The following is an 11774-nucleotide window of genomic DNA, read 5'->3' as shown; positions in this document are numbered from 1 at the left end:
CTAGCGGATGTTCGGGTCGAAGGTGAAGATCACCAGCGTGCCCAGAAGGATGGTGAACACCGTGGCGGTGTAGAGCAGGCCCTTCAGCCACAGCCGCGTGTTGGCGCGCTCCGCGTAGTCGTTGATGACGGTACGCAGGCCGTTGGAGCCGTGCAGCATGGCCAGCCACAGCATCAGCAGGTCCCAGACCTGCCAGAACGGGGACGCCCAGCGGCCGGCCACGAAGGCGAAGCCGATCTTGGAGACGCCGCCGTCCAGCACCAGCTGGATGACGAGGTGGCCGATGACGAGGACGACGAGCACGATGCCCGAGAGGCGCATGAAGAGCCACGCGGCCATCTCGAAGTTGCCGCGGGTCGAGCGCGGGGTCTTCCCCGTGCGCTTGCGCGGGGCCTCGATGTACGGCGCCGGGTTGTCGGTGTCGTAGAGGGAAACGCCCTCCACGTCGCCGATCGCCTTGGCGGAAGAAGTGTCAGAAGACATGCGTGTCACTTCCCGAACAGTTCGAGGTAGGCGTGGCCCAGTACGGGGTACAGGGCCCCGATCATCAGGACGACCCAGATGCCCACGACCCACCAGAGCATCGACTTCTGGTGACGGGGGCCCTTGGACCAGAAGTCCACGGCGATGACACGGAGACCGTTGAGCGCGTGGAACAGGATTGCGGCGACGAGGCCGTACTCCAGCAGCGCGACGATCGGAGTCTTGTAGGTAGCCACGACATCGTCGTACGCCTCGGGGGAGACGCGGACGAGAGCGGTGTCGAGGACGTGTACGAACAGGAAGAAGAAAATGAGGACGCCGGTGACTCGATGAGCCACCCAGGACCACATTCCTTCCCGGCCGCGGTACAACGTTCCAGCCGGCACGGAAAACCCTCCGGAAGCGGGGCGGGGGCCAGCCGGCTTCTTTGTCGGTCGGGCCCGGCCGGGTACGGTCCACCGGCCCCGGACATCGTAGCGACGCTTTGTCGGTTCCCTCGCCCGGGGTCCGCCGGTGTGATCAAACAGGCACGGACGGGCTATCCCACAGGGGCAAATAGCCCGAAATCGGCAGCAGGCAGACCGTCGTCCGGGTCCCAGGGCTGCGCACCGGCGAGTCGGTCCAGCAGCCGCAGGGTCCGCGAGCGGGCGACCAGGCGCAGCTCCTCGGCGGAGATCGAGCGCTCCTCGTCGATCTCGTGAGCCATCCTGCGGCGGATCGCCGCCAGCAGCTGGTCCACCTGCTCCTCCGGCGGGTGCCCGTCCAGGCAGATCACGAAGGCGTGCCCGAAGGTCCGCTCGTATTGCGCCCGTGCCGCGCCGAGGGCGAGGAGCGCGGCGTACGGGGCGCCCTGGCCCAGCTCCGCCGAGGACTCCCGGGCCAGCGCCTCGGAGAGGTCGCCCTGGGAGAGGTCGTACGAGGCCTCCTCGCAGGCCGCGAGCAGGGCGGCGGTGTCCGGGTAGGGGCGGTGGGCGGCCACCCGGTGGGCCCAGCGGCCGCTGCCGCAGCAGCGCAGCAGGACCGCGCGGGCGGTCTCGGGCGGCAGGGAGTTGAATCGCGCCAGTCCGGCGCCGGGGGCGGAGGCCGGACCGCGGACCTGTGCCGGAAGGTGGCTGGACAGCGGAGTACTCCTCGGGGCGTGGCGCGGGTGTACCGCCACGCTAGCGATCTCGGAGGAGCCGTGCCCTGCCCATTCGGGGATTTCACCCGGAAGTGAGCCGAAAGGATGAGGCCGGGGGGTTTGCCCGGCTGGAGAGGGGATGACGACCGAGGCCGCCACCCCCCACAGGAGAGGCCCCGGTCGCCATCCGTCACGGACTCGTGCGACAAGCCCGTATTCATGTCAGCGTATGGAGTGCGTTTTCTGTCACACCCCGCTCCGCGCAGGGTTGGTTGCTGGTTGTACAACTCGTGGACGAGAGGTACATGAACGCCGTAACGTGCGGATTTGCGCCACACGTACAGGACGTTGAACGGGTTGGGGACTTTGCTGGGGGACGACGCGGAGCTGACCGCCGCGGTGCTCGCGGCACAGGACGGCGACGAGAGCGCGTTCCGGACTGTGTACCGCGCCGTGCACCCGCGCCTGCTCGGATACGTACGCACGCTCGTCGGGGACGCCGACGCCGAGGACGTGACCTCCGAGGCCTGGCTGCAGATCGCCCGCGACCTCGGCTCCTTCACGGGCGACGCCGACCGCTTCCGCGGCTGGGCCGCCCGCATCGCCCGCAACCGGGCCCTCGACCACATCCGCATGCGCGGCCGCCGTCCCGCCGTCGGCGGCGACGAGACCGAGCTGACGGGCCGGGCCGCGGACTCCGACACGTACGGCGAGGCCATGGAGGCCCTGTCCACCGGACGGACCATGAAGCTGATAGCCCAGCTGCCGCAGGACCAGGCCGAGGCCGTCGTCCTGCGCGTGGTCGTCGGCCTGGACGCCAAGAGCGCGGCCGAGACCCTCGGCAAGCGCCCCGGCGCGGTCCGCACGGCCGCGCACCGGGGGCTGAAGAAGCTCGCGGAACTGCTGAGCGCGGAGCTCGGCCCCGCCGCTGCGGCGGGCGGGACGGAAAACGAAGCGGAACCCCGCGCCCGGGTCGGCCATAATGCCGGGGACCCGGCACGGGAGCGTGATCTCGACGCGGTGCCCGCGCAGCGCGCGCGGGCGGGGGACCTGGTGGAGCAAACCGGTGTGACGCATTCACGTTGGCGGACGCAGAAGGACATGTGATGGCCGACGAGCACAACGCGTGGCTGGACAGGGCCACGGCGGACGAGCTGCTGCGCGGAGGAGCCCCCGGCCCGGTCGGATCCGGCGCCGACCCGCGCGCCCGGGCGGAGGCGGCCCGCATGCGCGCCGCCCTCGACGCCCTGACCCCCCGCCCGGCGGGGGGAGAACTGCCCGGTGAGGAAGCCGCCCTGGCCGCCTTCCGCGCGGCCCGCGCCGAGGCGCCCGCGACGGCGCCGCCGGTGACGTCCGCGGCGACGTCCGCCGCGGCCGGACCCGCCGTGCCCCGGGGAGGCGACCGCGAACCCCTGGTCGACCTGGCGCCGATACCCCCCGTACGGATACCCGCGCAGCGGCGTCCCGTCACGGCCGCGCGGTTCGGGCTGGCGGCCGCGCTGGCCGGCGTCGCCGTCGGCGGGATCGCCGCCGTCGCCGGCACCGGCCTGCTGGACCGCGCCGCGCACCTGACGGCGGGGCCCGCCCCGGCGGTCTCGGTCAGCGCCGACTCGGACCCGGTGCCCGCCGGGGACACCGCCGGCGCCACCCTCGTACCGCAGCTGAGACCGACCCCGTCCCTGGGCGTCGACGGCTTCTCGCGCGGCCCGGACGCCCCGCGCATCCCGGGCACGGGGATGCGTACGCTCCCCGACGTCGCGCCCAGCCTCTCGGTACCGCCCGGCACGGCCGCCGCGGGCGGTGGCGGCGGGGGCGCGGCGGGTACCGGCGGCACCCGCGACACCTTCGCCGACAGCGGCGGCGCCACCGCCGACAGCGGGAAGGACCAGGGCGGCGGGGCGGAGAAGCCGCGCCCCGAGGACCTGTGCCGGGACAACAAGGCGGAGAAGCTCGCCGCGGACGGGCGCGAGTACCTCTCCAAGCTCGCCGGCGGGGCCGCGAAGGTCCAGCGCTTCTGCGCGACCCTGCTGGACGGGGCCACGAAGGGCACGGTCCCGCGGAGCGGCGCCGACCAGGGCAGCGCCCCGCTGCCGCTGCCGTCCGCGACCCCTCTGACGGGCGGCGGACTGGGCTTCCGCACCCGCTGAAACGCTTCAGCAAGCGTCCCGAGCGGGGGGCAGTAACACTTTTCGAACCGCTGACGCAGTACGTATCGAGCCGACTGGTCATCGGCCGCGCACGAGCCGGGGTTCCCCCCGTACCCCTGGGCTCGGCGCACCCGGCGCGGGCGGGGCACGTTCCCCCGGCCCTGCCCGCGCCCCCTCTCTTCTCCCTCCCGGGACCGGACCGCCGGCCGGGATCACCGGACCGGACCGCCGGCCGGGATCACCAGTAGACGACGACCTTGTCGCCCACCTTCACCTGGTCGAACAGCGCCGACAGCTTCTTCTTGTCCCGGACGTTCACACAGCCGTGCGAGGCGCCGTCATAGCCGCGGGCCGCGAAGTCGGACGAGTAGTGCACCGCCTGGCCCTGGCTGAAGAACATCGAGTAGGGCATCGACGTGTGGTAGATCGTCGACGTCCAGTCCTTCGCCTTCCACTCCACCTGGAACAGGCCCTCGCGGGTCGGCGTGTTCTCCGAGCCGAAGCGGACGTCCATCGTGGAGACGACCTTGCCGTCGATCATCCAGGCCAGGGTGCGGCTCTCCTTGCTGATGCACATCACCCGGCCCTGCATGCAGCGCGGGTCCGGGGCGTCCACCTCGTTGGTGGTCGGCGGGCGCAGCTCGTCATCGGTGGGCTTCTTGGTGAGGCCCTGCACCTTCTGCCAGGTGGCCTCGTCCACCGACCCGGTCGCGGGCAGTCCGTGCTGCGACTGGAAGGTCTTGACCGCGGCGGTCGTCTTCGAGCCGTAGAAGGCGGTGGGCGCCGTCGACACCAGCTTGAGCTGGCGCAGCCGTGCCTGGAGTTCGCGGACCTGCTCGCTCTCGTCACCGTTGGCCATGAGCGGCCTGGCACCGGGGGCGCCCGACGCCGACGCCGACGCCGACGGGGCGGAGGGGGACGGCTGCGCGGCCGGAGCGGACGGCGAGGGCGAGCCGGGCTTGTCGTCCTGCTTGGACGGGGACGCCGAGGGGGAGCCGCCGGCGGGCGAGGAGGGGGCGGCCGGGCCGGCACCGGGATCCTGCGGACCGCACGCGGTAGCGGCGAGCGCGACGGCGGCGGCCAGGCCGAGCGTACGGATGAAGGCTCTCTGTCGGTGCATGGCGGTTCCCCCGAGTTCAACGTCGTGTATCTAGGTGATGCCTCAAGGGCGTGGACAGTTGCGGACGAACGCGCGATGTTGCCCCATTGTGACCAGGCTGTCGCGGGCTCGGTCGGTTGTACCAGCCCCGGGCCCGTCGGCTCCACGGACACGGAGGCTCCACCCCATGGCCCGTCCCACGGCTCGTACCGAAAGCGGAATCCCCCTCGAACCGGTCTACGGCCCCGACGACCTGACGGGATGGGACCCGCGGGCCAGTCTCGGCAGTCCGGGCGAGTACCCCTTCACCCGGGGGATCCACCCCACGATGTACACCGGACGGCCCTGGACCATGCGCCAGTACGCCGGCTTCGGCACGGCCGCCGAGTCCAACGCCCGCTACCGGGCGCTCATCGCGGGCGGCGGGACCGGCCTGTCCGTGGCCTTCGACCTGCCCACGCAGATGGGGTACGACTCCGACGCCCCGCTCGCGCACGGGGAGGTCGGCAAGGTCGGCGTCGCTGTCGACTCCGTCGAGGACGTGCGGGTGCTCCTCGCCGGGATCCCCCTCGACCGGGTGTCCACCTCGATGACCATCAACGCCCCGGCCGCCCTGCTGCTCCTGATGTACCAGCTCGTCGCCGAGGAACAGGGCATCGCGGGCGGGCAGCTGACCGGCACCGTGCAGAACGACGTTCTGAAGGAGTACATCGCGCGCGGCACGTACATCTTCCCGCCCGGCCCCTCGCTGCGGCTGACCGCCGACACCTTCCGCTACTGCCGCGAGCAGATCCCCAGGTGGAACACCATCTCCGTGTCCGGCTACCACATGGCCGAAGCAGGGGCCTCGCCCGTGCAGGAGATCGCCTTCACCGTCGCCGACGCGATCGCGTACGTCCGTACCGCGCTCGCCGCCGGGATGGCGGTCGACGAGTTCGCGCCCCGGCTCTCCTTCTTCTTCGTCGCCCGGACCACGCTGCTGGAGGAGGTGGCCAAGTTCCGGGCCGCCCGGCGGATCTGGGCCCGGGTCATGCGCGAGGAGTTCGGGGCCCGGAACCCCAAGTCGCTGATGCTGCGCTTCCACACCCAGACGGCCGGGGTGCAGCTGACGGCGCAGCAGCCCGAGCTGAACCTCGTGCGCGTGGGCGTGCAGGCGCTGGCCGCCGTACTGGGCGGCACCCAGTCGCTGCACACCAACTCCTTCGACGAGGCCATCGCGCTGCCGACGGAGAAGGCCGCCCGCCTCGCGCTGCGCACCCAGCAGGTGCTGGCGTACGAGACGGACGTGCCGCTGACGGTCGACCCCTTCGCCGGGTCGTACGCGGTGGAGCGGATGACGGACGAGGTGGAGGCGGCCGCGCTCGCGCTGATGCGGCGGATCGAGGACATGGGCGGGGCGGTCGCCGCGATCGAGGCCGGGTTCCAGAAGGCGGAGATCGAGGCCAGCGCCTACCGGATCGCCCGCGAGCAGGAGAGCGGCGAGCGGATCGTGGTCGGGGTCAACCGCTTCGCGCTGGAGCGGGAGGAGCCCTACGAGCCGCTGCGCGTCGACCCGGCGATCGAGGCCCGCCAGTGCGCCGCCCTGGCACGGCTCAGGGCGGAGCGGAACGCCGGCGCCGTCTCGGCGGCGCTGGCCGCGCTGCGGACGGCGGCGGCCGGGACGCGGGAGAACGTACTGCCCCCGATGAAGGAGGCCCTGCGGGCGCGGGCCACGGTGGGGGAGGTCTGCGGGGTGCTGCGGGAGGTCTGGGGCAGCTACGAACCGTCGGGTTCCGGTCACTGAAAAGGGCTGGCGCGACAGGTGTGTCCTCATGCGACACTCCTGCCCATGCTGGGTGTGACAGATCTTCCTACTTATCTCGCCGCCGTCGTGCTGATCGTGCTGCTGCCGGGGCCCAACTCGCTGTACGTGCTCTCCGTCGCCTCACGGCGCGGGGTCAAGGAGGGCTACAAGGCCGCCTGCGGGGTGTTCACCGGGGACACCGTGCTCATGGTCCTCGCGGCGGTCGGCGCGGGCGCGCTGCTCCAGGCCAGCCCGGTGCTGTTCACCGTGGTCAAGGTGCTCGGCGCCGGCTACCTCGGCTGGCTGGCCGTCGGCATGATGCGGGCCGCGTGGGGCATGTGGCGCACCCGCAGGGCCCGGCACGAGGAGCTCGTCACCGGGGAGGAGCCGGCCGGCGCGGCCGAGCACCCCTACCGGCGGGCGCTGCTGGTCAGCCTGCTCAACCCGAAGGCCATCCTGTTCCTGCTGTCGTTCTTCGTGCAGTTCGTCGACCCCGGGTACGCCTACCCGGCGCTGTCGTTCCTGCTGCTCGGCACGGTCTCGCAGCTGATCAGCTTCCTGTACCTGTCCACGCTGATATTCGCGGGCACCCGCCTGTCCGCCGCCTTCCGCCGCCGCAAGCGGCTGTCGGCCGGGGCGACCTCGGCGGCCGGAGTGATCTTCCTCGGCTTCGCCGCGAAGCTCGCCGTCAGCTGACCCGGCCTGCTCCCCGGCCCGGCCGTCAGCCCAGCCGTCCGCGCAGCCGTCCGCCCAGCCTCCTGCGCAGGCGGTGCACCGTACGCCGGACGGCCGGGCTCCGCGGCAGGAACGACAGCTGCGCCGGGATCCCGCCCGGCAGCCCCAGCGCGGTCAGCCGGCGGCGGCCGAAGTAGCGCCGGGTGTGCGGGGTCAGGTGCCGGGCGAGGTGGGCCTCCGCCTCCGCCCGGCGCCCGGCCAGCACCTTGGGCTGCATCGTGAACCCCACCGCCGCGACCAGCCCGGCCAGGTCCGCCGGCGGGTCCTGCGCCGGCCCGAGCAGGTCCGGGACCAGCGCGTCCACCAGCGTCAGCGGGATCCGGTTGCTGTTCTGGTACGGGGCCAGGCGCGCCAGCAGCGCCCCCGTCCCGGTGCGCGCCACCGGGATCCCGTACAGCGCCCGCGCCGTCAGCAGCCCGGTCGAGAAGCAGCCCGCCACCAGCGCCGGACGCAGCCGCTGGTACAGGATCTCGGCCGGCAGCGGCGCGTCCAGCACCGTCAGCCGCGCCCCGAGCCGCTCGGCCTCGGCCCGCGCCCGCCGCCAGTACGCCGCCGGGGCGCTCGGGTGCGGTTTGAACACCAGCTCCCGGTGGCCCCACTCGAAGGCCCCGCGCACCATGTCGGCGTGCAGCTCCTCCTCCTCGTCGGGGGACATCAGGTCCAGCGCCGACAGGTACTGGCCCAGCAGCAGCGCGGGCGGCTCCTCCTCGCGGGGCTCGTAGCCGACGGCCGTCGCCTCGGGCAGGTCCGCGAGCTCCGCCAGGACCTTCAGCAGCGCGGGCGCCGGGACCACCTCCCCCCGCACCCCGAACTCCGTCAGCAGCAGCGGCTCCAGCCCCGGGACCAGGTCCGGGTGCAGCACCCGGCGCACCCGCATGCCGATCTGCGGGTCGAGCCGGAAGCGGGTGGGCCCGTACGACATCAGCCCGTCGGCGTAGACGTCGACCGCCGCCCCCGGGAACAGCCGGCACAGGCTCTGCGCGGGCGGCACCTGGAGGGACTCCACGACCAGTTCGACCCGGTCCTGGCCCAGCCCCCACAGGGCGCGCAGCTGCCGCTCCCACATCGGCACGTCCTCCGGACGCGGGGCCCAGCCGCTGGGGTGCTGCGGGGCGATCACCGCGTTCCAGTCGAGCACCTCGTCGAAGCGGGTGCGCAGCGCGCCGAACCCGGGCACGGCGTCGAGCCCGGGGGTGATCTCGGGGGTGAGGGAGTGGTTGCTGGTCAGCAGGATCCGCCGGCCGGCCGGCGGGAGTGCGCCCGAGTCGATGGCGGCGGCGAGGGTGGCCGTCCCGTAGAGGGTGGAGGCGAGGAAGATCTGGGTGACGTTCACGAGGCCGCCCCCGCCACGTGTGCTCCCGCGGCCCGCCGGCGGCGGCGCAGCCCCCGCAGCAGGGCGGAGCGCTCGGCGTCCATCGAGCCGATGACCCGGTCCAGTACCGGCGCGGGCATGCGGCCGAGCGCGGCCGCGCTCATGGAGCGGAGTTTTTTCGCCACGGCCGGTTCGAACCTCTCGATGGAGCCGATGTGGTGCGCGATGATTGCGCAATACGTCCGGACGGCCTTGGGGATCAACAGTTCGTATTCCCGGTCGGTCGCCACGTCCGCGAGGACCTGGTCGAATGCGCGAATGAAATCGAGCTGGCGTTCGTCGCCGATCTGCGTCAACGAGGTGGAAATTCCCCGCCGGTAGAACACCCCCGGCAGGCCCACCGCGGCGAAGGAGGCGGCCTCCCGGTGCAGCCGCCAGATCCACGGCCGGTCCTCCGCCGTCCGCAGCCCGTCGGTGAAGTGCAGCAGCCCCCGGTCCAGCAGCCGCCGGTGGTACATCCCCGCCCAGGCGTACGGATAGTCCACCGCCGTGGCCCGCGAGGCCGGCAGGATCCCGCCGCGCGGATCGCCCACCACCGTCTCCGGCCCGTACGGCACCCGCTGCACGGAGCGGGTCCGGCCCGTCACCTGGACGTGGTCGGTCCGTACGAAATCGCAGCCCAGCGCCTCGATGGCGGCCAGGGTGCGGGCGAGGTGGCCCGGTGCCAGCCAGTCGTCACCGTCCAGGAAGGCGATGTACTCCCCGCGCGCCGCGTCCAGCCCCGTGTTGCGGGCCGTGGCCAGCCCGCCGTTGCGGTCCCGTCTGAGGTGCACCGCCCCCGGCAGCCCGCCAGCCGCGGCACGCTCCAGCAGCTCGGGCGTCCCGTCCGTGGAGCGGTCGTCGACCAGCAGGAACTCGAAATCCCCGCGGGCGTTCAGTTCGAGACTCTTCAGGGCATCCGGTGCGTACGTCTGCACGTTGAAGAACGGCACGACAACAGAGAGCTTGAGCACCCGCGAGACAATAGGACGCACCCCGGCATTCATCGTGGCCCGGACGAGGATTCCATGTGAACGAAACGGGGCGGGCGCGTTAACCCGGCCGCTTTCGCATTTCGTCGACGGGTTGTTAACCCGCCGTTGCGTGCCCGTTGGGCCGAACAGCGGAAATGCGGAATAGCTTCTGCCGGGTGCCAGTGCCATTGAGAAGCAGCCGGGCCGATCAACGTATCGCCGTACTCGCCGATTCCGACACACGCTGGAAATGGGGCGCCCTCACCGCCCGCCGCCTCGCCCCCGGGGACCACCGGGTCACCGGCTACCTGCTGCGCGGCCGGGCCACCCCCACCGCCCGCCAGCTCGGCGAGGCGGGCGCCGCAGCGGACGCCGCGCCGGTGGAGGTGACCTGCGCCGAGTTCCTCGCGGAGCTCGCGGGCGGGCGCGAACGGTACGACGTGGTCGTGCTGGCCCTCGTCGGCGGCGCCGTCCAGGCCGTACTGCACGGGGCCCGCGCCCTGTGGCCGGAGCCCGCCGCCCGGCCGGTGTTCGTCACCGGGTACGTCGGCGTCGTGTACGAGAAGCTCGCCGACGGGCTGCTGCTGCGGCACGGGGCCGACCTGGTCCTCGCCAACTCCCGCCACGACGCCGCCCGCTTCCGCGCCGTGTACGCGGGGGTGGGCGCCGACCCGGACGCCGTCACCGAGACGGCCCTCCCCTTCCTCGACGGGGCGCCGTACGCACCCGCCGGGAACCGCACCCACCGGGTGGTCTTCGCGGTGCAGCCCTCCGTACCCGAGAGCCGCGCCGACCGCGCGTACCTGCTGGGCCGCGCCGCCGGCCACGCACGGCTGCACCCCGACCGCGAGGTGCTGGTCAAGCTGCGCAGCCGGCCGGGGGAGCACACCACCCACCTGGAGGAGCACCCCTACCAGCGCCTCGCCGAGCGCCTCCCGGGCGGGCTCCCGCCGAACTGCCGCCTGGTCTACGGCAACATGGGCGAGGTACTGGACACCGCCGACCTGCTGGTCACGGTCTCCTCCACGGCGGCCCTGGAGTCCCTGCACCGGGGCATCCCGACGGCCGTCCTGACCGACCTCGGCATCCGCGAGGCCCTGGGCAACCAGCACTTCCTCGGCTCGGGCTGCCTGACCTCGTGGGACCACCTCGACCGCGGCCTCCTCCCCGGGGCCGACCCGGCCTGGCCGGCGGCCCACGGCGTCCCGGGCCCGGCCGCGGCCGGCGCCGACCCCCACGCCGCCGCGCGGCAGCGCCTCGACGGGCTGCTCGCGGCCGAGCGGCTGCCGCCCGTGGACCCGTACTACACGCTCCGCACCGCCCCCGGGTACCTGCCCGGGATCCTGGCCCGCCAGCACCTCGCCCCCGACGGCACCCCGCTGCCGGGCGCCGTCCGGCAGGGCGGGTCGGCCGCCCGGCGGTGGCTGCGGGCGCACCTGCGCGAAGCCGCCCGGGGGGCCTACCGGCACGGGGTCCAGCGCGTGGCCCCGGTCATCCGCCGGCTGGGCGAGCTGTGAGGGTCCTCGCCGTGATCCCGGCGCGCGGCGGGTCCAAGGGGGTGCCGGGGAAGAACACCGCGGCCGTCGGCGGGGTGCCGCTCGTCGCCCGCGCCGTGCGGGCCTGCCGGGCCGCGCCCACCGTCACCGACGTGGTGGTCTCCACCGACTCCGGGTCCGTGGCGGCCGCCGCCCGTGCCGCCGGGGCCCAGGTGGTCTCCCGGCCCGCCGCCCTCTCCGGGGACACCGCGAGCAGCGAAGCCGCCGTACTGCACGCCCTGGACGCCTTCGAGGGCGGCGACACGGAGGGAGGGCACTCCCCCACCGTGGACGTGGTCCTCCTGGTCCAGTGCACCAGCCCCTTCCTCACGGGCCGGGACATCGAGTCCGTCGCCGCCGCCGTGGCCTCCGGCGCCGCCGACTCCGCCCTGACCGCCGCCCCCTTCCACGGTTTCCTCTGGCGCCGCGCGGCCGACGGCTCCGGGCGCGGGGTCAACCACGAGGCCGCGTACCGCCCCCGCCGCCAGGACCGCCCCGAGGAACTGCTGGAGACCGGCGCGGCCTACGCCATGACCGCCGCCGGCTT

The 11774-nt window shown here is 73.4% G+C and carries 11 protein-coding genes and 1 pseudogene; 6 read left to right on the top strand and 6 right to left on the bottom strand.

The window, feature by feature from the left end; genetic code table 11:
* From ACZ518_RS04405 to ACZ518_RS04395, 3 genes are all read right to left on the bottom strand, one after another.
* On the bottom strand, nt 1–483 hold the full coding sequence (locus tag ACZ518_RS04405; protein ID WP_007266037.1) for a succinate dehydrogenase hydrophobic membrane anchor subunit: 483 nt from the start codon (nt 481–483) through the stop codon (nt 1–3).
* A 5-nt stretch (nt 484–488) separates the two neighbouring features.
* Nucleotides 489–869: a succinate dehydrogenase, cytochrome b556 subunit gene (gene sdhC, locus ACZ518_RS04400; RefSeq protein WP_125598861.1), complete on the bottom strand. Its 381-nt coding sequence runs from the start codon at nt 867–869 to the stop codon at nt 489–491.
* 152 nt (nt 870–1021) lie between these two features.
* Nucleotides 1022–1642 (bottom strand): 2-oxo-4-hydroxy-4-carboxy-5-ureidoimidazoline decarboxylase, encoded by a 621-nt coding sequence (locus ACZ518_RS04395; RefSeq protein WP_469111507.1) that lies wholly within the window; start codon nt 1640–1642, stop codon nt 1022–1024.
* A 327-nt stretch (nt 1643–1969) separates the two neighbouring features.
* On the opposite strand from ACZ518_RS04395, the gene ACZ518_RS04390 reads away from it, so the two are divergent.
* Nucleotides 1970–2710, top strand: coding sequence for an RNA polymerase sigma factor (locus ACZ518_RS04390; protein ID WP_469111681.1), 741 nt, complete (start codon nt 1970–1972; stop codon nt 2708–2710).
* A complete protein-coding gene (locus tag ACZ518_RS04385) occupies nt 2710–3750 on the top strand; it encodes a hypothetical protein (RefSeq protein WP_469111506.1) in 1041 nt (346 codons plus the stop codon). The genes ACZ518_RS04390 and ACZ518_RS04385 overlap by 1 nt, the downstream gene beginning before the upstream one ends.
* Nucleotides 3751–3988: 238 nt before the next feature.
* On the opposite strand, the gene ACZ518_RS04380 is transcribed toward ACZ518_RS04385, so the two are convergent.
* On the bottom strand, nt 3989–4870 hold the full coding sequence (locus ACZ518_RS04380; RefSeq protein ID WP_469111505.1) for a L,D-transpeptidase family protein: 882 nt from the start codon (nt 4868–4870) through the stop codon (nt 3989–3991).
* A gap of 166 nt (nt 4871–5036) precedes the next feature.
* Between ACZ518_RS04380 and ACZ518_RS04375 the strand changes: the two genes are divergently transcribed.
* Together ACZ518_RS04375 and leuE are read left to right on the top strand one after the other, a co-directional pair.
* Nucleotides 5037–6632, top strand: a complete 1596-nt coding sequence (locus ACZ518_RS04375; RefSeq protein WP_469111504.1) for an acyl-CoA mutase large subunit family protein — start codon at nt 5037–5039, stop codon at nt 6630–6632.
* A gap of 45 nt (nt 6633–6677) precedes the next feature.
* Nucleotides 6678–7328, top strand: coding sequence for a leucine efflux protein LeuE (gene leuE / locus ACZ518_RS04370; protein WP_469111503.1), 651 nt, complete (start codon nt 6678–6680; stop codon nt 7326–7328).
* A gap of 25 nt (nt 7329–7353) precedes the next feature.
* On the opposite strand, the gene ACZ518_RS04365 is transcribed toward leuE, so the two are convergent.
* Both ACZ518_RS04365 and ACZ518_RS04360 read right to left on the bottom strand, forming a co-directional pair.
* Nucleotides 7354–8700: a polysialyltransferase family glycosyltransferase gene (locus ACZ518_RS04365; protein ID WP_469111502.1), complete on the bottom strand. Its 1347-nt coding sequence runs from the start codon at nt 8698–8700 to the stop codon at nt 7354–7356.
* Nucleotides 8697–9692: a glycosyltransferase family 2 protein gene (locus ACZ518_RS04360; RefSeq protein ID WP_469111501.1), complete on the bottom strand. Its 996-nt coding sequence runs from the start codon at nt 9690–9692 to the stop codon at nt 8697–8699. The genes ACZ518_RS04365 and ACZ518_RS04360 overlap by 4 nt, the downstream gene beginning before the upstream one ends.
* Before the next feature lie 155 nt (nt 9693–9847).
* Here ACZ518_RS04360 and ACZ518_RS04355 point away from each other — a divergent pair, with 155 nt between their 5' ends.
* Both ACZ518_RS04355 and ACZ518_RS04350 read left to right on the top strand, forming a co-directional pair.
* Entirely contained in the window at nt 9848–11209 is a 1362-nt protein-coding gene (locus ACZ518_RS04355; RefSeq protein WP_469111500.1) for a DUF6716 putative glycosyltransferase, read from the top strand.
* A pseudogene (locus ACZ518_RS04350) lies at nt 11113–11592 on the top strand (cytidylyltransferase domain-containing protein); the annotation flags it as partial. The gene ACZ518_RS04355 and the pseudogene ACZ518_RS04350, both read left to right, overlap by 97 nt.
* Nucleotides 11593–11774: the final 182 nt, after the last annotated feature.

Source organism: Streptomyces sp. NPDC033966 (genome assembly GCF_055575955.1).
This window is presented reverse-complemented; position numbering and strand designations above follow the sequence as displayed.